The sequence below is a fragment of the Micromonospora sp. WMMD714 genome (assembly GCF_029581315.1).
Lineage (GTDB): Bacteria > Actinomycetota > Actinomycetes > Mycobacteriales > Micromonosporaceae > Micromonospora > Micromonospora rifamycinica.
In genome coordinates, this window is sequence record NZ_CP120744.1 from 2,378,076 (window position 1) to 2,399,791 (window position 21,716).

A 21,716-nucleotide genomic window follows, 5' to 3' on the forward strand; every position below is an offset into this window, starting at 1 on the left:
TCGTCCAATCGCGATGGAAGACGCGCACAGTTCATTCAATCACAAAGTCCACGATGGATCTCTGTATCGAGTTTTACCACCGATGGACCGGCGGGTGTCCGCGCGCGGACGGCCCGGCAGCCCGGGGGCCGGCCGGTGCCGGACCGGGTCAGGCCGTGAGACCGGCCAGGGTGGCCGCCTGGCCGAGCTGGAAGCTGAAGAAGCCGCGCCGGTCCCGGTCGACCGAGTTGGCCAGCTGGCCGAACAGTTCGGCGTTGACCGCGCCGCAGAGCATGAAGAACATCGTCGCGCTGTCGGCGAGGAGCCGTGGCGGCATGTCGTCGCCGAACCGGGCTGCCACCGAGGCCAGTTCCGTGGCGAACTCCCCGGTGAGTGGCTCGCCGAGCTCCAGGCGGCCGGCCCGCAGCGCCTCCTGGAGGATCCGCCCGATCAGCAGGACGACCCGGGCACCCGGACCGATGGTGTCCTCCGGTGCGCGGTAGCCGGGCACCGGGCTGCCGTAGATCAACGCCCACTCGTGCGGGACCGCCAGGGCGCGGTCGCGGACGGCGTGCCCGACGGCGAGCCAGCGGGCGAGCCCCGGCTCGGCGCTCTCGGCGGCCTTCTCGGCGCTCTCCCCGAGGGCGTCGTACGCGTCGATGATCAACGCGGTGAGCAGGTCCTCCCGGCTGGGGAAGTAGCGGTAGACCGCGGACGAGGCCATGCCCATGTCGCGGGCGACGGCGCGCAACGACAGGTTGGCGCCGTCGGCGGCCAGGTGACGCCAGGCCACCGCCTTGAGCTCGGTGACGATCTCGGCCCGGACCCGGGCGCGGAACCCCGATGCCTTCATAGTTGTTAACTGTAGCACTGCTCTGGTTTCGGGCGCCTGCTCGCAATGCGGTCGGTTGCCCCGGGTGGGGTGGCCCGGCCCGGTCCGGCGTCGGTCCGCCCCTGCCGGCCACATTGCCGACCGATTGACAAGCGTGCACGTCTTGGCAGCGGGGTCCGCCTCCGCTAACGTCCATGGGAACGCTCCCATGAACTTAGATACATCAATGTGATCAGGAGGAAACACGTCGTGGCTATCCTCTTCCGCCGCCGCAGATCAGCGGCCGTCAGCGTGGCAGCCGTGGCCGGTGCCACCGTTGCCGCCGTCTGTATGACGGCCGGCGGCGCGTCCGCCGGCACCCTGTCCGGACCGCTCTACCGCGACCCGAGTTCGGCCGTCGTCCGCTGGGTCGCCGCCAACCCCGGCGACTCGCGTGCCGCGGTCATCCGCGACAAGATCGCGAGTCAGCCGCAGGCCCGCTGGTTCGCCAACTTCAACCCGTCGACCGCGCAGTCCGAGGCCGCCTCGTTCGTCGGGGCCGCCAACGCGGCGCAGCAGATCCCGGTGATGGCGGTGTACCAGATCACCAACCGGGACTGCGGCGGAGCCAGCGCCGGCGGGGCGCCGGACCTCAACCAGTACCAGACCTGGGTGTCCAACTTCTCCCGGGGACTGGGCAACCGGACGGTCATCATCATCCTGGAGACCGACTCCCTCGCCCTGCTGACCTGCCTGAACAGCAACGAGATCAACGCCCGTAACCAGGCGATCTCGACCGCCACCCGGACCATGAAGTCGGCCAACCCCAACGCCAAGGTGTACCTGGACGCCGGCCACTCCACCTGGAACAGCGCCAACGAGACCGCCAACCGGCTCCGGGCGGCCGGGGTGCAGTACGCCGACGGCTTCTTCACCAACGTGTCGAACTACAACCCCACCTCCAGTGAGGCGAACTTCGGCCGGTCGGTCATCTCCGCCCTCAACGGCATGGGCATCTCGGGCAAGCGTCAGGTCATCGACACCAGCCGCAACGGCGGCGCCAGCGGGGACTGGTGCGGCGACGACAACACCGACCGACGCATCGGGCAGTACCCGACGACCAACACCGGCGACAACAACATCGACGCGTACCTCTGGGTGAAGCCGCCGGGCGAGGCGGACGGCTGCCGCTACACGGCCGGCTCGTTCCAGCCGGACCTGGCCTTCAGCCTGGCCAACGGCGCACCGAACCCGCCGACCACCACCCCGCCGACCACGGCGCCGCCGACGACCGCGCCGCCGACCACGGCTCCCCCCACCACGCCGCCGCCGGCGGGCGGCAACGGCTGTTCCGCGTCGGTGACGGTCAACCAGTGGTCCGGCGGGTTCACCGCGGACGTGAAGGTCACCGCGGGCGACAGCGGCATCAACGGCTGGACCGTGACCGTCAACCTGCCCGGCGGTGCCGCCGTCACCAGCGCCTGGAGCGCCCAGAACAGCGGCACCAGCGGAACCGTCCGGTTCACCAACGTGAGCTACAACGGCCAGGTCGGAGCCCGGCAGTCGACCAACTTCGGCTTCCAGGGCACCGGGACCGGCCCGGGCAGCACGGCCACCTGCGCGGCCAGCTGACCCCTCCGGCACCGACGGCCCGGCGCGGAGGACCCTCTCCGCGCCGGGCCACCGTCGCCCGGCACCCGTCCCCGCCACCGGTCCGCGAGCTAGACTGGAGAGTGGACCTCATGCATCAGGAAATCTTCGAGCGGTACGTGTACGCCGGCGCGGTCACCCGGGATCCGGACGCGATCGCCGCGATGTTCACCGAGGACGGTGTGTACGACGCACCGCTGGCACCGGAGGGTCACCCGCTGCACGGCCGCCTGGTCGGCCGCGAGGCGATCCGGTCCGGACTCCGCAGGTACCACCGGCAGCCGGCCCACCGTGGCACGGTGCACCCGGAAGGATCCGGCTACGTCCTGCACGACACCCCGGATCCCGACGTGTTCATCGCCGAGGTCGACGTCGCGTTCGACGGAGCCGACGGGCGGCGCACGACGATGTCGCTCGTGCAGATCTTCCGCCTCCGCGCCGGGCGGATCGCCGTGCTCCGCGACTACTTCACCGAGTAACCGTCCCCTGCCGCCGACGGTCGACCGCGCCGTCTGCACCGGGCCGCCGACGGCGGCCCGGGACGGCTGCCCGTCCGTTGCCGGTGGACCGGGGGTTAACCACCCCCACGAGGTGGGTGGAAGCCGCCTTCTTCCGGCCCCGTCGCGCTCCTAGCGTGGAACTCGACGAAGGGCGGCCGCTGGGGCAGCCCTGGTTTCCTGAGGAGCCGCTCATGGCATGGGGATTCCGGACCGCAGTGCTCGCCACGGTGATCGTCGGCTGCGTGACGGTCGCCCACCCGGCACCGTCCTCCGCCTCCGCCTCCGCCTCCGCCTCCGCCTCCGCCTCCGCCTCCGCCTCCGCCTCCGCCTCCGCCTCCGGCACCGTCGCACCGCGGGCTGAGCAGCGAGCCGACGGCCCGGCCCGGCTGCGGCTGCCGACGCCGACGGGGCCCCACCCGGTGGGTACCGTCGACCTGCACCTGGTCGACCGCTCCCGCACCGACCCGTGGACGGCCACCCCGGCCCCCCGCGAGCTGATGGTCAGCGTCTGGTACCCGGCCACCGGGGTGGACCGCTTCCCACCGGCACCCCACATGCTGCCCGGCGCGGCGGCCCACTTCGGTGGCGCCGCCGGTGTCGGGGCCGGCCTGTACGGCATCCCGGCGGGCGCGGTGGACTTCGCCGCCACCCGGACCAGCGGCCACCGGGGCGCACCGCTGGCGCGAAGCGGGCGGCCGTACCCGGTGGTGTTGTACTCCGCCGGGGCCGGCGACCCGCGGACCTGGGGCACCACCCTGGTGCAGGACCTGGCCAGCCGCGGATACGTGGTGGTGACCATCGACCACACCTACGAGGTGTCCGAGGTGGAGTTCCCCGACGGCCGCGTCGTCAGCACCGTGTTGCCGCAGCTGTTCGAGCAGGCGCAGCAGCCCGAGGACTTCCAGCGACTCGGGGCGCGGGTGTTCGACACCCGGCTCGCGGACACCCGCTTCGTGCTCGACCAGCTGGCGGCCCTCGACCGGGGGGTGAACCCGGACGCGGCAGGCCGACCGCTGCCCCGGGGCATGGCTGGTGCCCTGGACCTGAGTCGGACGGGCATGTTCGGCGTCTCCGCCGGCGGAATGACCGCCCTGCAGGCGATGAGCGACGACCCCCGCATCAGGGCCGCGATCGACATGGGCGGCAGCATCGAGTCGCCGATCATGCCGGACGCCCTCGCCCTGTGGCCGGTCACGCGCACCGGCCTGGACCGGCCGTTCATGCTCATGGGCGACGTCGACACCGACCACCACCAGACGCCGTCCTGGCGGATGCTGTGGGACAACAGCACCGGTTGGCGCGTCGACCTGCGGCTCGACGGCGCGAAGGGTGAGAACGCCTACAAGGACGCCGTGCCGCTGATCCCGCAGATCGCCCGGCAGCTCGACCTCCCCGACAGCTTCGTCACCGATGCCCTGGGCACCATCGCGCCGGCCCGGGCCGTCCGCAGCCAGGAGACCCTGGTCACCGCCTTCTTCGACAGGTGGCTGCGCGGCCGGGCCGGTCACGTGCTGGACGGTCCGTCACCCCGACTGCGCGACGTCGTGTTCGTCCCCTGACGCCAGCGCCGCGCCGCCGGCCGGCAGCCCTGTGGGCTGCCGGCCGGCGGCGCATGCGGGTCCGGCCGCGTACGGTCAGCCGCCGAGATGACGCAGGACGGCCAGCACCCGACGGTTGTCGCCGTCGGAGGCGGGCAGCCCGAGCTTCGCGAAGATGTTCGCCACGTGCTTCTCCACCACCCCGGGGGTGATGGCGAGTGCCGCCGCGATACCGGCGTTGGACCGGCCCTCGGCCATCGACGAGAGCACCTCGCGCTCGCGGGGGGTCAGCGACGCCAGCCCGAGCGTGTCCCGCCCGGCCCGCATCAGGTGGCCGACCACCTCCGGATCCAGCGCGGTGCCGCCGGCCGCCACCCGGGTCAGCGCCTCCACGAAGTCGGCGATGTCGGCGACCCGGTCCTTGAGCAGGTAACCGACCCCGCTGGGCCGGTCGGTGAGCAGCCGGGTGGCGTAGCGGGTCTCCACGTACTGGGAGAACACCAGCACCCCGACACCGGGGTGGTCGCGGCGGATGTCGATCGCGGCGCGCAACCCCTCGTCGGTGTGGGTGGGCGGCATCCGGACGTCGACGACGGCCACGTCCGGCACCACGGCGGCGACCGTGGCCCGCAGCGTGTCCGCGTCGGCCACCGCCGCGCACACGTCGAAGCCACGGTCGGTGAGCAGCCGGACCAGACCCTCGCGCATCATCGCGGAGTCCTCCGCGATCACCACCCGCATGCCGTCTCCTCCGTTCACACCTGTGTGGGTAGCTCGATCTCGACCCGGGTCGGCCCGCCGACCGGGCTGTGCACCCGCAGCCGACCGTCCACGACGCTGATCCGGCGGGCCAGCCCGGTCAGGCCGGCGCCGGCCGGGTCCGCCCCGCCGGTGCCGTCGTCCGTGACACTCAGGGTCAGGCGGCGACCGGAGCCGCGGACCCCGAGCCGGACCCGGGTCGCGCCGCTGTGCTTGGCCGCGTTCGTGAGCAGCTCGGCGGCGCAGAAGTAGGCGATGGTCTCGATGGCGGGCGCCGGACGGTCGGTCAGCTCGACCGTCACCGTGACCGGGACCGCGCTGTCGGTGGCGAGGGTCGCCAGCGCGTCGCCGAGGCCGTTGTCGAGCACCGGCGGATGGATGCCGCGGACCAGGTCGCGCAGGTCCGCGAGGGCGTCCTTCGCGCCCCGGTGGGCGAGCGCGACCAGCTCGCGGGCCTGCGCGAGGTCGGGCGGTGGGCCGTCGACGCCGAGCTTCTCGGTGGCCATGCCGAGGTGCATGGCCAGCGTCGCCAGCCGGATCTGCGCTCCGTCGTGCAGGTCCCGTTCCAGCCGGCGCATCATGGTGGCCGCGTCGTCGATCGCCTGTGCGCGGCTGGCCCGCAGCTCGCGTACCCGCTCGGCGAGCGGGGGCGGACCCAGCAGCCGGCGCATCGCCGCCACGTCCGCCACCGTGCCGGCCCGCATCACCCACGGCGCCACCAGGAGCATGGCGAGACCGGCCGCCGCGACGAGGAACGCGCCGGCGAGGGTCCGCGCGCCGAGGACGCCGAACGGGGTGAACGCCCACACCGGCCCGAGCCGGGTGCCGGGCGGGTGGTTGCGGAACAGCGGCCACCACAGCGGGTAGCTGAGGTTGACCGGCCCGAAGACGTAGCAGAACACGCCGTAGCCCTGCGGGACGGCCAGCGGCACCTTGAGCAGGGCGTATCCGGCGGCCCGCCAGCCCGGCCCGTCGGCGACCAGCGCGCCGGGCCGCCGCGAGGGGCGGGGCGGCGGGGCTGCCACGTGCACGTCGAGCAGTCGGGCCGCGAGCCGGCGGTACCCGGCTCCCGTCGCGCGTCCGGTCGGGGCGACCAGGACGACCAGGAGCGCGACGGTGAGCGGGAGCAGCACCAGGAACAGCGGCGCGACGACGGGCGCGGGCTCGCGGTCCAGGGCACCGGTGGCCGAGAGGACGAGGACGCCCAGGGCGGGCACAAGCACCGGTACGGCCAGGACCGCGACCGCGCTGAGCACCCCGACCACACAGAACACGGCCTGACGGAGGACCGCTGCGGTGAACGGGGCGCGCAGCACGGTCATCGGCCCATTGTCGCCGCCCCCGCCGCCCCCGTCACCACCCCCACGACCACCCCCGTCGTCGTCGGCCGCGTGGTGGCCGGCCCCCGGTCGGCCGGTCCCACGGGCGGTCCGTCCCACGGTGGTTCGGTCACGCGTCCCGCGAACGGAGCAGTACGCCACCGCACAGGATCGCCACCGCCGCGTAGCCGCCCATCAGCAGCACGCTCACCCACCCGCTGAACAGCCCCGACCCGGGTGAGAGCACCGCCACCGAGTTGAGCAGCATCAGCAGCGGCATGAAGCGTCCGACGACGACGCCGTCCTCGCCGAACAGCCCGACCACGATCGTGGGGACGAACATCAGAGCGAACAGCGTGCCGATCGCGGCCCCCGAGTGCCGTACCACCGCCCCGATGCCGACCCCGATCAGCGCGGTGGCGGCCAGGTAGCCACCGGTCAGCAGGACCGCCCGCAGGACCCCCGGCTCCCCGAGGGAGGCGGTCGGGATGGCGGTGCCCCGGATGGCGAGCTGCCCGCCCAGGTAGCCGGCGAACGACCCGGCCAGGCCGACGGCGAGAGCCGCGCCACCGCCCACGGCGGCCTTCGCCGCCAGGACGGTCCGACGCCGCGGCACGGCGGCGAACGTCGAGCGGATCTGCCCGGTGCCGTACTCGCCGGTCACCAGCAGGACGCCGAGCACGCCCAGGAACAGTTGCGCCAGGATGGCGCCGCTGAGACTGTTGTTCAGGATCTGGGCGGTGGTGGCGACCGGCGTGTGGGACCGGTAGCCGAGGCCCACCCCCACCCCGGTCGCCGCCATCGACAGCACCGCGGCGGCCGACAGCCACCACGTGGACCGGACGCTACCCAGCTTGATCCGTTCCATCCGGACGACCTGCCGGAATCCGTAGCCGTTCATGACACCTCCGTGCCGCGGTAGTCGGTGGACTGCGAGGTGAGTCGGAGGAACGCGTCCTCCAGCGAGTCGTGGCGGCCCGCGAGTTCGGCGACGGTGGTCTCCGCCAGCAGCTCGCCCCGGCCGATGACCACCAGCCGGTCCGCGGTCAGCGCCATCTCGGCGATCAGGTGGCTGGACACGAACACCGTCCGGCCCTCGGCGGCCAGGGCGCGCAGCAGGCTCCGGATCCAGCGGATCCCCTCCGGGTCCAGCCCGTTGACCGGCTCGTCGAGCAGGAGGACCCCTGGGTCGCCGAGCAGCGCCACCGCGACGCCGAGCCGTTGGCGCATGCCGAGCGAGTAGGTGCCGGTGCGCCGCTTCGCCGCCTCGGAGAGACCCACGAGGCGCAGCACCTCGTCGACCCGCGAGCGGGGGACGTCGTTGCTCGCCGCGAGCGCGGCCAGGTGCGCGTAGCCGCTGCGACCGGGATGGAACGCCCCGGCGTCGAGGAGGGCGCCGACCGACCGCAACGGCCAGTCCAGGTCGGCGTACGGCACCCCGCCGATCAGCGCCGCACCGTGGTCCGGCGCGTCCAGACCGAGGATCATCCGCATCGTCGTCGACTTGCCGGACCCGTTCGGGCCGAGGAAGCCGGTCACCACCCCCGGCCGGACCTGGACGGTCAGCCCGTTCACGGCGACCCGGTCGCCGTACCTCTTGGTCAATTCCCGCAGTTCGATCACGAGATCGACGTTAGGCACCCGCGTCGGTGGTCAGAAGCCGGCAACCACCCGGCTCGGCCTGGTGGTTTTCCCCCAGGGATCCGGGGCGGCGGCCGTACGCCGGGCAGGCGCGGGTAGCTCAGGGCAGGGAGCCCCGGTCGTCCGGCGGGGCGGGGCGGATCCGGGACCGGAACCGGTCGATCAGGAGCCGACCGAGCAGGCGTACCCGGTGCCAGGCGCCGAACTGCACGGCGACGCACCCGACCACCGCCTCCCGCAGGGTGAACACCTGCCCGGCCCGGGGAAGCAGGAGCACCCGCCAGGATGCCGCCGTCGAGCCGAGGATGCCGGCCCGACGCTGCTGCGCCCGGTAGAGCCGGCCCAGCTCGGCGACGGGGGTCGTGACGCGATGGTTGTCCCGCAGCCGCCGGTGCTGGTAAGCGAGGGCGGCGTGGACGTTGCCGGCCTCCAGGAACCACTCCTGGGTCTCGGCCGCCTCGGACTCCGGCCGGGAGGTGGCCGCCGTGGAGTTCCGCAGGCTTCCGGAGACGTCGGTGAGTCGCCGGAACTCGTGCAGCCCGTCCTGCTGCCGGGGTGCCGGCAACCAGCGGGCCGCGTCGCGTGCCAGCGGGCGGCCCAGCCAGCGCAGGTCGGGCACCAGCCGCATGTGCTCGATGACCCGGGCCTCGGTCTCGGCGATCAGCCGTAGCTCCGCGTCGTTCGAGGCCCGCCGCCGGTGCCACGTCAGCCACGCGTAGGCGGGCAGCAACCGCCCCTGGACCCAGAGGGTCGCCCCGATACGTTCGGTGCGGCGGGGCGACGGTGGCTGCTGTCGCCACCAGCGGCGCAGGTCGGTGTACCGGCCCTCCTCCCACATCAGGTCGGACCGGGTGAGGACCAGCTCGTCGGCGGCGACGTCCGGCTCCTCGGCGAGCAGCCGACGGACCTCGGGCACGAGCCCGACCGCGCGGAAGTACCGGAAGGTGGCGGCCGTGCGGCGTCGGTCGTCCACGGCGACGTCGACGGCGGGCGGTGGCCGCAGGACCGGCGGGGGCACCCGGTCGAAGCCCCAGCGAACGGCGAGCCCGTCGAGCAGCGTGGTGGTCGGCCCGCAGAGGAACTCGACGGTGGCCCCGGCTCTGCGCAGGTGCCCGGCGAGGGAGGGCAGGACCCCGTCCGGGTCGCCGTACTCGACGTCGAAGACGGCGGTCGACGGCCGTGGGGTCGGCCGGTGCCAGGCACACGACGAGTGGTTGACCCAGTGGACGGTCAGACCGTCGAGCGAGCCCGGTGGGAGGTCGGCGACCGCCACGTCCACGTCGAAGAAGTCGCTGCCGCTGTAGCCGACCATGACGACCCGGCGGGCCGGGCCGCGCAGCCGGTCGACGAGCGCCGCCCGGTCGGCGGCGTCGAAGCCACGTTCGATGCGCGCCAGGGTGGCGCCCAACCGGGCCGGATCCGACCCGTCGGAGAACGCGTTGTGGAAGTGGTGGAGCTGCCCGGGGTCCGGCGACCGGCCGTACCGGCCGACGTGGGCGCGTTCGACGCACAGGTCGAAGTTGGCGGTGAGCTGGCGTCCGCCGCCGTGCAGGTGGGCGGCGAGGAACCCGTGCACCGGGTTGGGCCGGGCGTCCCGCACGTCGGCGAGGATCTCCCCGATCAGGTCGGGGCTCTGCTGCGCACCGGCGCCGAGCGCGGTCTCCAGCCGGGGCAGCCGGGTCCGGGCCGGCTCGGCCGGGCACACCGATCCCCGCCGCCAGCCCAGCAGTTCGTGGTACGCGAGCACGACGTCCAGGGTGAACGGGCGGAACAGCGCGGCGAAGGCACGCTCGGTGAGCTGCCAACCGGTCGGCAGGCAACTCGGCGCACCCCGGGAGACGCCGGCTCCGGTCCAGAGGAGGACACCGGCCGGGCCTGGTTCGGCGATCGTGGCGACCGCGTCGTCGAGCACGGTCATCCGGACTCGAGACCGCTGATGTCCCGGTGGTCGGTCAGCACCAGGCGGATGATCCGCTCCTCCAGGTCGGTGAAGGCGAGCAGGTGGACGGTGCGGATCCGGCTGGCGGGGTGGGTCCGGAAGTAGTCCAGCGCCGCCTCCACCATGATCTGCGCGGTCCGCTCCGGGTCACCACCGCCGTTGCTGGTGCCGAGCAGCGGCATGACGACCGTCCGGAGCTGGTCGCCGCCGGCGTTGAGCCGGTCGAGTTCGGCCAGCACGTTGCGCATGCAACCGCCGATGTCGGAGACCTGCCGGTAGCCGGTGCCGGGTGAGCCGTCGACCGAGGCTACGTGCAGGATCCGCTTGACGCCGTTGTCGACGGCGAGCCTGCCGGCGGAGGTGGTGAACACCGTCGCGGGGGCGACCGGCGTGCGCAGCGCCACCGTGCGCAGCTCGTCGTAGATGAGGTCGTCGACCAGGTTGCCGGCCGTGTCCCGTCGTCCGCCCCGGTAGCGGATCGTGCCGGAGATGGTCGGCTCCGTCGGGCGGGCCATCTCCATCCGGGTGTTCTCCGCGTTCACCCAGACGTCGATGCCGGTGACATTGGCGATGTTGCCGGTGACGATGCCGAGGCGGTGCCGGCGGTCCTGCCGGATGAACGCCACGGTCCGGGTGGTGCGGTGCAGGCGTTGGGGCTGCCGGGCGGCCTCCACGATGGTCAGCCGCAGTTTCAGCCGCTCGACCTCCTGGCGGGCCTGGCGTACCTCGGCTTCGAGCGCGTCGCGCTTGCCGGCGCGGGCCAGCCACTGGAAGGAGAGGGTGATGGAGATCAGGACGAACGCCGCGGCACCGCCGATGCTGAAGCCGAGGGCACGGCCGTCGGCGTACGATTCCGGAAAGATCGAGAACATCAGCAGCGAAACCGCGACCGCGTAGAGCAGCACCGATGGCAGCTGCATCGCGGCCTGTCGGCCGGCGCGTTGCGGGGCGGAGAACCAGACCTGCAACAGAATGCCGATCAGCATGAGGGCACCGGTGACGCCGAGCAGCGGTGGATTCACGACCGTGACCTTTTCCGGTGCAACCAGCGCAGGTCGGTGCGGGTCTTGGCGTCCTTGAGAATGACGAGGACGTGTTCCTCGCGTGGGGTGGTGCGGAGCACCTGCTCGGAAAGGATCTCGACGTTCGGCTGGTGATCGCGCACGTTGCCGCTCCTTGATCGAAAAGCACGCGCATTCCGCACGAAGCGCAGCGCCTAACCTGAGGATAACTCCGGCTCCCACGTCGTTGATGTTGGAGCGAACTGTCGGAAAATGGCTTCAGGGGAGGACCAGAGATGCTCGACGAGCGCCCAGCGGCCTACTTCAGCCACAGCTACGACGTCCTGGACCGGCGGGTGACCGACTTCTTTCTCGAGGTGCTGTCGGAACGGTTCGCCCTCGCCGTCGACCCGCGCTCCGCCACCCTGTCCACGATGCACCTTGAGTTGATGATGCGACGAACCGCCTGTTTCGTCGCTGTGGTCACGCGTCGGGAAAATCAACCGCAGTACCGGTGTTCACCATTCGCGGTGCACGAGTACGGGATGGCGGTCCTGGCGAACCGGCCGAGACTGGTGATACCGGAGATCAACATTCCGGCACGCCATTTCATCGGCGCGGACCTGGCCCGTCCGTTCAACCGCAACCGGCTCGCCGCGTACCGGATGCCCCTGGCCGCCCTCGACGAGCTGGCGGCCCGCGCCCGGGAGCACGCCGACGAGGTGGACCGTCCGTTGGGCGCCGCCGCGCTCGTGCTCCCACCGACCCCCGAGTACCGGGCGGCCGAACCGGAGCTGCGCCGGCTCATCTCCCAGGCCGGTTGGCAGGTGGACGACATCTCCGCGGCCCTGCTGCGCGACGAGGTCGACGCCGCCGGTGCGGCGACCCTGCTGGACCGGTACGACTTCGTCCTCCTCGACGTCCTCGACCCTCGGACGCCGTCCTGGGTGCTGCCGTTCCTCCAGGCCCGTGGCGTGCCGACAGTCCGGCTGGTCTGCCACCGCCCCGACGACGCCGTCCGGCAACTGCCCCGGCTCGCCGTGAGCCACGCGCTGCAGGCGTCCAGTGCGGTCAACCGGCACGCCATCTGGTGGTCCGAGATGGACGTGCTGCTGCCGGAGCTGGGCCGGGAGATCGGCCGGCTGCAGATGCCCCGCCTCCCGTTCGTCGGCCTGCCGGAGGCCCGCCGGTACGTCTGGAGCCTCGGCCGGGACCAGGGGCCGGTCTTCCTCAGCAGCGCCCAGGGCGACAACGACTTCGCCCAGCTGATCGCCCAGGAGCTGGACCTGCGCAACGTCGAGCACTTCCACTACCTGTTCAACAGCGACCTGCCGCGGGGCAAGGCGTGGGAGCACCGCCTGCTCGCCAAGGTGGGGGAGTGCCGGATCTTCGTGCCGTTGGTGAGCCGGCACTACCTGGACAGCGCGTGGTGCCGGAAGGAGATGGAGATCGCGCTGGAGTTGAGTGGTCGGGGACGGATGCGGATACTGCCGTACTTCCTCGACCATCACGCCGGCGCCAGCGTGCCCGTCCAGGGCGCCTCGGTGGTGCACCTGGACGCCGCCGCGCGGGTGCGACGCGTCGTCGACGACGTGGACCGGGCGCTGACCGACCTGACCGACCGGCGGCACCGCCCCCGTATCGAGATCACCGTGGCCGGTGGGCGGACCGCGCTGGACGTGGACGTCGTCGTGCTCGCCGCCGGCCCGACGGAGTACGCGGCGGCGGCCCGCACCCTGCGCCACCCGGCCCCGGTGGTCGGCACGGCCGAGCACCCCAACCACTTCGACTGGCTCGGCGGCACGGTGGCCCGTCGGCAGGGCAGCGGCTACCAACTGGTGCTCTGCCGGGCCGGCACGGACGGCGGCCGGGAGGCGCTGCGCGCGGCCGTCGAGGCGTTCGCACCGGAGCACGTCGTGCTGCTCGGCACCGCGTCGGCCGTGGTGCCGGCCGACGTGGTGGTCGCCGACCGGATCTGCGGCTTCCACCGGTTGAGCATCGACAGCTCGTTCGTGCCCAGTCCGCACCGGGACTACCCGACCGATCCGGGGGTCGCGGCATCGGCGGAGGGGCTGCCGTCGGTGGTACGGGGAACACTGGCCGTCGGGGACGAGGTGGTGCCCGCCCCGGACGCCGCCGCCTTCGCCCCGGTGCTGAACGCCTGGCCCGACACGGTGGCGGTGGCCGTGCTGTCGGTGGACACCGTCGAACAGTTGGAGGACTTCCGGACGTACGGGCGGATCAGTCACTTCAGCGCGGTCGTCGGCGTCGCGCCACCCGACGCGGACGACGCCGCCCGTGCGGTGGCGGCGGAGCGCGCATTTACCGCCGTCAGCCGGTTAGTCTCTGCGCACTGGCCGCGACCGCCGCGCACCGACGCGGCAGACGAGGGGGCATCCGGTGTGGCATCCGCAGCCGATTGACACCAGTGGGGTCGAGGTGCCGCCCGAGGTGCGCAGGGAACGGGAGACGCTGTCCCGCCAGGCGCACGACATCTGGGCCGCGAAACGGCTCGCGGACGGCTGGCGGTACGGCGAGGCCCGCGACGACGTGGAGAAGACCCACCCGAACCTGGTCGCCTACGAGGATCTGGACGACGGCGACAAGTCCTACGACCGGGAGCTCATCGACGGGACGATCCGGCTGCTGATCAAACTGGGCTTCCGGATCGAGCGCGACCTCACCTGAGCAGCCCCGGTAGGCCCGCTCCCAGCCGGTGCGCGGGTTCAGCGCCTCGCCGGCCCGGCGCCGGGATCGTCCTCGACCAGGAGTAGGCCGGCACGCGGTCCGGCGGCGATGCGTCCGAGGTCGTCGAGCCGGAACCGGTGGGCGGGTGTGGGCGTCGCCGCGCGTGGCGTTTCGCCCGGGACGGGGCCGGTGCGGGCCAGGTACGGGAGTTCGTGGTCCTCGACCGTCGCGAAGAGCGTCTGCGACTCCTCGACGTACCGCTCGGCCCGGGTGAAGTCCTGCCGGTCACGGCTGCACGCGGCGAGCCGGTGCAGGATGGTCGCCTCGCCCAGCCGGTCTCCGGCCGAGCGGGCGCTGGCCAGCGCGACGAGTAGCAGCTCGTGCCACTCGGTGAGTGAGCGGCGCAGCCGGAACAGCGGGGAGACGGCGTCGACCAGCTCCCAGCAGGCCGCCGGATGCCCCTTCCCCGCAGCTCTGCGGGCGACCACGGCGAGCGCCGCGCGTTCACCGTCGAACCAGGTCAGGGGTGCCGTGCGGGCCAGCCGGGCCGGCTCCCCGCCGACCGGGTAACGCTCGGCGACGGCACGGTGCCGCATGCCCGTGTCGTCGCCGACCGCCCTGCGGGCCAGTTCGGCCAGGGTGAGCCAGGCGCCGAAGCCCCGGCTCCGGGCGGCGGTCAGCTCCGCCGGATCGTCCTCGGCGGCGGCGCGTTCCCGGGCGTAGAGGCGCACCAGGTGGTGCAGCCGGAAGCGGGCGCCGACCATGGGTTCGGCCCGGACCGCCTCCACCAGGTGCGCGTCGAAGAGTTGCTCCAGCAGTGCTTCACCCTCACCGGGGGAGACGTCCAGCGATGCGGCGGCGATCCCCGGGTCGGTGTGGGCGAGGTCGAGGTGACCGGTCAGGCGTAGCAGTCGCCGCGCGTCCTCGGACAGTCCGACGTAGCTGGCCGCCAGGCTCGCCCGTACGTCCCACTCGCGGTAGCTGAGCTGGTCCAATCGGCGGCTCTCGTCCCGGAGCATCCCGCGGAGCTTCTCCACGCTCCAGTGCGGCTTCGCGGCGAGCCGGGCTCCGAGGACGCGGAGGGCGAGCGGGAGGAACCCGCACTGACGGGACAGCTCGGCGGCGGCCGCCGGCTCGGCGTGCACCCGCTGGTCACCGGTCACCCGGGCGAGCAGTTCACCGGCCGAGGCGGGGTCGAGGGCCGCCAGCCGTAGCGTCGACGCACCGAAGGTCGACCCGAGGTGGGCGCGACCGTTGACGATCACCGCGCACTGCCGGCCCGCCGGCACGAGCGGGATGATCTGTTCGTCGGTGGCCGCGTTGTCGAGCACCACCAGGACCCGTCGCTCGGCGAGGAGGTTCCGGTAGAGGTCCGCCCGTTCCTCGACGGTGTCGGGCACCGCCGTACCGGCCACCCCGAGTGCCCGGAGGAACCGACCGAGCACCTCGGCCGGATCGACCGGGTCACGGTGGTCGCAGCCGTGGAGGTCGGCGTACATCTGTCCGTCCGGGAAGCTCTCTTGGACGGTGTGCGCGACGTGCACCGAGAGGGCGGACTTGCCGACGCCGCCCGACCCGACCACCGTCACCACCGCCACCCCGGTCCGTGTCGGCGCGGTGAGCAGCCGACGCATCCGTTCGACCTCGACGGTACGGCCGGTGAAGTCGCTGATGTCCGGTGGCAGGAGTCGGGACACGTCGGCGTGCGGCTGCCTGCCGACCGGGCCGTCCGCGGACGCGGCCACCTCCTCGACCGGGTCCTCGTGGCCCTCGCGCAGTATCGACAGGTGTACGCGTTGGGTCTCCGGCTGTGGGTCGGCCCCGAACTCGTCGGCCAGCCACCGCCGCCATCTCTCGTAGTGGCTGAGTGCCTCCGCGCTGCGGCCCACCCTGCTCAGGGCCAGCATGAGCTGCCGGACGAGGCGTTCGCGGGACGGGTTGGCCTGGGCGGTCGCCAGCAGTTCGTCGACGATCCCCCGCTGGTTGCCCTGGTCGAGTTCGAGGTCGAAGAGTTCCTCGACGGCGGTGAGGCGGGCGGACTCCAGCCGCTGGCAGACGGTCGCGTAGCTCTCATCGGGGACGTCCCCGCCGAGAACCGGACCCCGCCACAGGTCGAGTGCCCGGCCGAGGGTACGGACCGCGCTCGCCGCGTCCGGCTCCTCCCGGGCGGCCTGGGAGAGGGCGAGGAAGTGCTGGGCGTCGACGGCGGACGGGGGCGACTCGAGCCGGTACTCCCCGCCCCGGGTGTGCAGGTGGACCAGGCCGCCGTCAGCGGTGTTGAGCACGGCGCGCAGCTCACTGATCCGGGTCTGCACCACCGCCCTGGCCTGCCTGGGCGGCGCGTCCCCCCAGAGCAGGTCGATCAGCTGACTCGTCGACACCGATTCGTTCGCCCGGAGCGCCAGGATGCCGAGAATGAGCCGTTGTTGCCGGCGGGCGAGTCGTATCGGCCTTTCCCGATGCCACAACTCGACCGGTCCGAGTACCCGAATTTCCACTATAGCCCCCGTTGAGTCCGCCAGTGCTGTGATCCGTCCTGGCCGCCTTTCCTTAACGTCCGCTCAGGACCACGATACTGATCGATTGCGTGGCCGGCATCCCGTGTATCCGGGTACGGCCGGACCGGTCTGTCGGGTGGGTGTCAGGGCGACTCGTCCGGCCAGCGGGCGGTACGGATCCGCCGGTCGGTCGCCGCGACCACGACGGTGATCGCCAGGAGGCCCGCCAGGCTCAGGATCGCGATCGACGACGGTATCCACCGCAGGAGTTGCCCGGAGAGGAACAGGCCGACCGCCGCGCCGGCGGTGAGGATCGTCATGAACGCCGAGATGGCCCGGCCCCGTTGCTCATCGGGTATCTGCCGGAAGATGAGGATGTCGACCAGCACCCGCATCGACGGCCCACCGAGACCGAGCAGGAACAGCGCGGCGGCCAGCCACCACGAACCCCAGGGCAGGGCCAGCGCCGCGATGGTGGCGACCGCCGTGCCGCCGAGCCAGAGCATGAGCGTGCCGGGCCCGAGCGCCCGGTGCAGCGGGCGGACCAGCAGCGTGCCGGCGAGCCCACCCAACGCGAGGCCGGCCGAGGTCAGACCGATCACGGTCGGGGACGCCCCCTGGCGGGTCAGCACCACGATGACGACGAGGATCAGCGGTGCGGTGACCAGGTTCAGCGCCGCGGCGAAGACGGTGGCCGCCCGTAGCGCCGGCACCCGCCAGAGCTGGGCGGGCCCGGCGAGCGCGTGGCGGAGAAGCCGGCCCTTCCCGGCCCCGGTGCCGGCCTCCCTGTCCCGGGCCGGGGGCCGGACGAACACCGCGCAGAAGGCGGACACCAGGAACGAGACGGTGCTGCCCAGGAAGGGCAACGCCGTCGCGGTGGCGTAGAGGAGGCCGGCCAGCGGAGGGCCGGACAGTGCCGCCGCGTGAGTACGGATCTCCTCCTGGGTCAACGCGGCGGTGAGCTGCCTCGGCGGCACCACCGCCCGGACGAGGAGCATCCGGGCCGAGCCGCCGAGCGGCTGGACCGCGCCGACCGCCACCCCGGCGGCCAGCAGGTGCGGCAGGGTGACCGCGTCGAGCGCGACCGCCACCAGGACGCTCGCCGAGGCCGTGGCCCGGACCGATTCCATGGTGATCAGCAGGACCCGCCGGTCGTACGCGTCGACGAGTGCCCCGGCCGGCAGACCGACCAGCAGGGCCACCAGCATCTGCACGGCACCGAACGTGCCGGCCCAGGCCGCCGAGCCGGTGGCGGCCAGGACCACCAGCGGGTAGGCGAGGTCGGTGATCTCCCGCCCGAGGAACGCGAGCGCGGACCCGCTCCACAGGAGCTGGAAGTTGCGGTTGCGCCGCAGCGGGGTTTCGTCGGAAGGCGCCGCGTCGAGAACGGTCGGGACGCCGGGTGGTGCCTCCATCACGTTGCTCCTGGCCTCGAAGGGGTGCTCATCGGGTGGCATCGTCGCCGGCGAGGATGCGGTAGACGTCGCGGCGGACCGACTCCAGCATCCGAGCGGTCCGGTCGAGTTGTGCGTCGGTGCCGGCGGTGGTGACCTGGTTGACGGCGGCGGTCAGGCCGTCGAGCGCGGCCCGGACCTCGACGACCGCGTCGGGCACCAGCCGGGCCGCCGCGGCCCACGGCTCGTGTGTCCGGGCGGGGTCGCCGGTCACTAACGCGTGGCCGGCGTCGGTGAGGTGGCACCGGCGTTCGGCGCCGGTGCCGGTGGTGACGACCAGGCCCTCGTCCTCCAACTGCGACAGCGCCGGGTAGACCGAACCGGGGCTGGGCCGCCACCGGCCCCCGCTGCGGTCGGTGATGGCCCGGATGAGCTGGTAGCCGTTGCCCGGATGCTCGTGCAGCAGCGAGAGCAGCGCCGCCCGCACGTCTCCCCGGCGCATCCGGACCGGCCGTCGGACCCGGCCCGGCGGCGGTGGCGGCGGTGGCGGCGGTGGTGGCATCGGCGGCAACGGTGGCAGCGGTGGTGGTGGCAGGTCCGACGGGTCCGCGTCGGGCCCCAGGTGCACGTGCCGGTCCGTCATCGACAACCTCCACGGTACGCAGGACGAACCCCTCAACGATATATCGCTATGTATCGTCGGGGAAGGAGGTCGGCACCCGTGACCCGCCGACGTCGGAGGCCACCAGGTCCGCTCGCGCCCCGCGCCGTGCCGGTCAACCCGCCGGCGCCCCGGCGAGTGGGCCGGTGCTGAACCGGGTGACCTTGTCCAGCACGTCCCCGCTGTAGAGCCGCCGCGCCTGCTGGACGGCGAACTCGGCCAGATAGAGCCGGAACAGCGCCTGCGGCTCCTCGGCGAGGTTCAGCATCCTGCGGTTCGCCACCACCGCCGGACTGTCCATCCGGGTCACCTCCCGGACGATCGCCGCGTCCATCCCGTCCGCCGGTACGACCTCGTCGAACAGCAACCCGGCGGCCGGCTCGTCGGTGGTGACCCGCCGCCCGACGAGGACGATCTGCCGGGAGAGCCGGCCTCCGGCGACCCGGCCGAGCCGCAGGTTCCCCGCACCGGGGATGATCCCCTCCTGCGCGGCCGGGAGGCTGAAGAAGGCCCCCCGCTCGGCGATCACCCGGTCGCAGGCGAGCAGGATCTGCGCCCCGCCGCCGATCGCGAAGGTGTCCACCGCGGCGATCCACGGCTTCTGCACCGGCCCGCCGTCCCAGGCGTCGTCGCCTCCGCCGGTCAACCCGTGGACGATCTTGGCGAGGTAGCCCAGCTCCCGGCGCAGCAGGAAGCCCAGGTACGAGATCCGTCCGGCGTGCAGGGACTTCAGGTTGATCCCGGCGCTGAACACCCGTCGACCGGCGTACCGGGGATGGGTCATCACGCCGCCCCGGAGCACCCCGACCCGGACCGAGGGGGCCAGCAGCGCCAGGTCGACGGCGGTCTCCATGTCCTCGACCTGCTCGTTGTCCTCCGCGTTCAGACAGTCGGCACGCCGCATCGTCAGGTACGCCGCCCCGTCACGCACCTCCACCCGGACCGAACGCAGCTCCACCGCGCCGGCCCGCAGCAGCTCCGGCAGCAGGTCACCGGCCCGGCGGGTGGGCCGCCGCATCGCCGCCAGCAGATGCGGGCCGGCCCGGTCGGAACGCAGCACGTGGCTGACCAGGATGCTCTGGTCGACGTCGAGGCCCTCCTTCTCGGCCGGCGGCCGGAGCAGCTCCGCGTCGGACCGGGCCGGGGTCGGCACCAGACCGGGCACCGCCGTGGCGGCGGCGGCGCACAGGTCGTCCAGCCGGAGGAACCGTCGGTGGCCGTCGGTCAGCTCGTCGTAGAGCTGGTCGACGGACGTTCGCAGGAACGCGTCCTTCAGGTCACGCGCCCGGCCGCGGGCCGCCGCGACCGCCTCCCGCTGCCGCGGTGAACGACGGCTCGGGGTGGGACAGCCGGCGAGGAGTCCGTCCAGTGCCGCCTCGGCGGCGGTGACGTCCCGCGCCCCGGCCAGCTGTCCGACCCGCTCAACCGGCGAAGACGACATCACGCGCCTCCTCGTCGTCCCCGTCGCGCAGGACCCGGTCACAGGCGGCCAGGTGCCGACCGAGCGCCTCCTCGAACGGGGTGGTGGTCGCGTCGAGCATCAACTGCCGGCGGACCGCGACGTCGGGGCCTGCGGCGGCGAGAGCGGCCACCGCCACGGCGACGGCGCCCGCGGGGTCGTCGGTCACCTCGTCGACCAGGTCGAGGGCGAAGGCCCGGTCGGCCGGGATCACGTTGCCGAGCAGGACGTCCCGGCGCACCCGGGCGTAACCGGCCTGGTTCACCAGCCGGTACAGCCCCATACCGGGCCAGACCCCTGACCCGGCGGCCGGCAGGTGCAGGCGGGCGTCGGTCGCCGCGATCCGGAGGTCGGTGGCGAGCAGGATCTCCACGGCGGTGCCGCCGCAGTCCCCCCGGGCCACCGCCACCGTCGGCGCGGCCACCCGTTCCCACCGGCGCAGGACGCGCTCCCACTTGTTGACCAGGCTCAGCGCCGGGTGCTTCCGGTCCGGGGGTGTCCCGGTGAGTTCGAGGACGGCGACCCGCCCGGCGGGGGCGTCCTGAACGGTGTCGATGAAGGCGTCGAGTGCGGCGACGACCGCCGCCGTGAGGGGCAGGGTGCCGTCGACGACGTGCTGGAGGGGCATGTCTTCTCCCAGGTCGGGTGGGGGCTCTTCTCCCAGGTCGGGTGGGGACGGTCGGGTCACCAACGGACCAGGGCGGTCTCGATGGTGGAGCCCGGACCCATGGTCATGAGCACGCCGTACTCGCCGGGGCGGACGGTGGCTTCGCGCAACAGCCGTTCGTAGGAGAACAGGAAGGATCCGCTGGACAGGTTGCCGTAGTCGCGCAGCACGCTGATGGTGTGCCGCAGGTCGTAGCGGGTCAGGCCGAGGTTCACCCCGACGGCGTCGATGACCTTCTTGCCCCCGGAGTGGACCAGCCAGTGGGCGACGTCGTCCTGCCGCAACCCGGAACGGCCGAGCAGTCGGTCCACCGTCGCCCTGGCGTGCGCGCCGACCACGTACGGGATGTCGGGGTCGAGGTAGAAGCTGAAGCCGTTCTGGGCGGTGTCCCAGTCGTACCGCATCGCGTCCACCGCCTCGGGGATGATGCAGCTGGTGAAGTCGACGATCCGGGGCGTGGTCCGGTGGGGGACGGTGTCGTCGTCCCGACCGCCGGCGACCAGCGCGACCGCCGCCGAACCGTCCCCGAAGAGGCTGTTCACCACCGAGGTACGCATCGTGCCGTCGAAGACGTACGCCGCCGAGCAGGCCTCGATGCAGACCATCACCGCCAGCTCGCCCGGGTTGCTACGGGCCCAGCCGGCGACCACGTTCAGACTGTTCAGGCCGGCGTTGCATCCCATGCCGACCACGTCGGCGCGACTGACGTGCCGGTCGAGCCCCAACTCCCGGATGAGCAGCGCGCTGAAACCCGGGGTCAGGAAGCCGGTGGAGGTGACACAGCACAGGTAGCGCACGTCGGAGAGGTCCGCCCCGGTCTGCTTGAGGCACTCGTGCACTGCCCGGACGCCCATCGCCACGCCCTGCTGCTTGTGCTTGGCGAGGAGCTGTCCGGTCGTCTCCATGACACGGGTGCCGTCCGGCCCCGCCTCGGGGAGGGTGAGGAACCGGCGCTCGATGGCGCTGTTGAGGTACACCGACCGGATGCGGGGATCGCGGACGTCGAGGATGTCCAGCAGTTCCCGCTGGGTGTATCCGGTCGGCGGGACGGCCGTGCCGACCGCGAGGACGCGGGCCATGGCGTGGGTTCCGAGCGCCGGCGGCGGCGCGGCGCGGAGCAGCCCCGGATGGGGCAGTGGCGCGGTCGCGGTGCTCACCGGTACGTCCACCCCCACATCCGTTTCCGGCTCCTGATCAGGTGTTTCGCGTTCC

19 protein-coding genes are annotated in these 21,716 nt (G+C 72.9%); 5 read left to right on the plus strand and 14 right to left on the minus strand.

Annotated elements, in window-relative coordinates; all coding sequences use genetic code 11:
• Positions 1–148: 148 nt before the first annotated feature.
• Positions 149–832 (minus strand): TetR/AcrR family transcriptional regulator, encoded by a 684-nt coding sequence (locus O7625_RS10685; RefSeq protein ID WP_067303174.1) that lies wholly within the window; start codon positions 830–832, stop codon positions 149–151.
• Between the two features lie 228 nt (positions 833–1,060).
• On the opposite strand from O7625_RS10685, the gene O7625_RS10690 reads away from it, so the two are divergent.
• The 3 genes from O7625_RS10690 to O7625_RS10700 all read left to right on the plus strand — a co-directional run bounded on the left by O7625_RS10690 (position 1,061) and on the right by O7625_RS10700 (position 4,499).
• Positions 1,061–2,422 (plus strand): glycoside hydrolase family 6 protein, encoded by a 1,362-nt coding sequence (locus O7625_RS10690; RefSeq protein WP_282345653.1) that lies wholly within the window; start codon positions 1,061–1,063, stop codon positions 2,420–2,422.
• Positions 2,423–2,532: 110 nt separating this feature from the next.
• On the plus strand, positions 2,533–2,919 hold the full coding sequence (locus tag O7625_RS10695; RefSeq protein WP_067303234.1) for a nuclear transport factor 2 family protein: 387 nt from the start codon (positions 2,533–2,535) through the stop codon (positions 2,917–2,919).
• A gap of 212 nt (positions 2,920–3,131) precedes the next feature.
• Entirely contained in the window at positions 3,132–4,499 is a 1,368-nt protein-coding gene (locus O7625_RS10700; RefSeq protein ID WP_282345655.1) for a hypothetical protein, read from the plus strand.
• A 75-nt stretch (positions 4,500–4,574) separates the two neighbouring features.
• On the opposite strand, the gene O7625_RS10705 is transcribed toward O7625_RS10700, so the two are convergent.
• From O7625_RS10705 to O7625_RS10735, 7 genes are all read right to left on the minus strand, one after another.
• Positions 4,575–5,219 carry a response regulator transcription factor gene (locus O7625_RS10705; RefSeq protein WP_067303166.1) on the minus strand — a complete coding sequence of 215 codons (645 nt, stop codon included), beginning with the start codon at positions 5,217–5,219 and terminating at the stop codon, positions 4,575–4,577.
• Positions 5,220–5,233: 14 nt separating this feature from the next.
• Positions 5,234–6,559, minus strand: coding sequence for a sensor domain-containing protein (locus O7625_RS10710; protein WP_282345656.1), 1,326 nt, complete (start codon positions 6,557–6,559; stop codon positions 5,234–5,236).
• Between the two features lie 127 nt (positions 6,560–6,686).
• Positions 6,687–7,457 carry an ABC transporter permease gene (locus O7625_RS10715; protein ID WP_282345658.1) on the minus strand — a complete coding sequence of 257 codons (771 nt, stop codon included), beginning with the start codon at positions 7,455–7,457 and terminating at the stop codon, positions 6,687–6,689.
• On the minus strand, positions 7,454–8,179 hold the full coding sequence (locus O7625_RS10720; protein WP_282345660.1) for an ATP-binding cassette domain-containing protein: 726 nt from the start codon (positions 8,177–8,179) through the stop codon (positions 7,454–7,456). The genes O7625_RS10715 and O7625_RS10720 overlap by 4 nt, the downstream gene beginning before the upstream one ends.
• Positions 8,180–8,297: 118 nt before the next feature.
• Complete coding sequence (locus O7625_RS10725) at positions 8,298–10,115, minus strand: hypothetical protein (protein WP_282345662.1); 1,818 nt, start codon at positions 10,113–10,115, stop codon at positions 8,298–8,300.
• The gene (locus O7625_RS10730) at positions 10,112–11,158 is read right to left on the minus strand and encodes a macro domain-containing protein (RefSeq protein ID WP_282345664.1); all 1,047 of its coding nucleotides are present in this window, start codon (positions 11,156–11,158) and stop codon (positions 10,112–10,114) included. The genes O7625_RS10725 and O7625_RS10730 overlap by 4 nt, the downstream gene beginning before the upstream one ends.
• Positions 11,155–11,301, minus strand: a complete 147-nt coding sequence (locus O7625_RS10735; protein ID WP_282345666.1) for a hypothetical protein — start codon at positions 11,299–11,301, stop codon at positions 11,155–11,157. Before O7625_RS10735 ends, O7625_RS10730 begins: the two co-directional genes overlap by 4 nt.
• Before the next feature lie 132 nt (positions 11,302–11,433).
• Here O7625_RS10735 and O7625_RS10740 point away from each other — a divergent pair, with 132 nt between their 5' ends.
• Both O7625_RS10740 and O7625_RS10745 read left to right on the plus strand, forming a co-directional pair.
• Positions 11,434–13,560 carry a toll/interleukin-1 receptor domain-containing protein gene (locus tag O7625_RS10740; RefSeq protein ID WP_282345668.1) on the plus strand — a complete coding sequence of 709 codons (2,127 nt, stop codon included), beginning with the start codon at positions 11,434–11,436 and terminating at the stop codon, positions 13,558–13,560.
• A gap of 28 nt (positions 13,561–13,588) precedes the next feature.
• Positions 13,589–13,825: a RyR domain-containing protein gene (locus O7625_RS10745; RefSeq protein WP_282345670.1), complete on the plus strand. Its 237-nt coding sequence runs from the start codon at positions 13,589–13,591 to the stop codon at positions 13,823–13,825.
• A 38-nt stretch (positions 13,826–13,863) separates the two neighbouring features.
• On the opposite strand, the gene O7625_RS10750 is transcribed toward O7625_RS10745, so the two are convergent.
• The 6 genes from O7625_RS10750 to dpgA all read right to left on the minus strand — a co-directional run bounded on the left by O7625_RS10750 (position 13,864) and on the right by dpgA (position 21,673).
• A complete protein-coding gene (locus tag O7625_RS10750; RefSeq protein ID WP_282345671.1) occupies positions 13,864–16,323 on the minus strand; it encodes a BTAD domain-containing putative transcriptional regulator in 2,460 nt (819 codons plus the stop codon).
• 143 nt (positions 16,324–16,466) lie between these two features.
• Positions 16,467–17,738 (minus strand): MFS transporter, encoded by a 1,272-nt coding sequence (locus tag O7625_RS10755; protein WP_282345672.1) that lies wholly within the window; start codon positions 17,736–17,738, stop codon positions 16,467–16,469.
• Between the two features lie 28 nt (positions 17,739–17,766).
• Positions 17,767–18,360, minus strand: a complete 594-nt coding sequence (locus O7625_RS10760; RefSeq protein ID WP_282345674.1) for a PadR family transcriptional regulator — start codon at positions 18,358–18,360, stop codon at positions 17,767–17,769.
• Positions 18,361–18,493: 133 nt separating this feature from the next.
• Positions 18,494–19,819 (minus strand): (3,5-dihydroxyphenyl)acetyl-CoA 1,2-dioxygenase DpgC, encoded by a 1,326-nt coding sequence (dpgC, locus tag O7625_RS10765; RefSeq protein WP_282345675.1) that lies wholly within the window; start codon positions 19,817–19,819, stop codon positions 18,494–18,496.
• The gene (gene dpgB / locus O7625_RS10770; protein WP_282345676.1) at positions 19,800–20,465 is read right to left on the minus strand and encodes an enoyl-CoA-hydratase DpgB; all 666 of its coding nucleotides are present in this window, start codon (positions 20,463–20,465) and stop codon (positions 19,800–19,802) included. The genes dpgC and dpgB overlap by 20 nt, the downstream gene beginning before the upstream one ends.
• A gap of 56 nt (positions 20,466–20,521) precedes the next feature.
• Positions 20,522–21,673 (minus strand): 3,5-dihydroxyphenylacetyl-CoA synthase DpgA, encoded by a 1,152-nt coding sequence (gene dpgA / locus O7625_RS10775; protein ID WP_282345677.1) that lies wholly within the window; start codon positions 21,671–21,673, stop codon positions 20,522–20,524.
• Positions 21,674–21,716 lie beyond the last annotated feature (43 nt).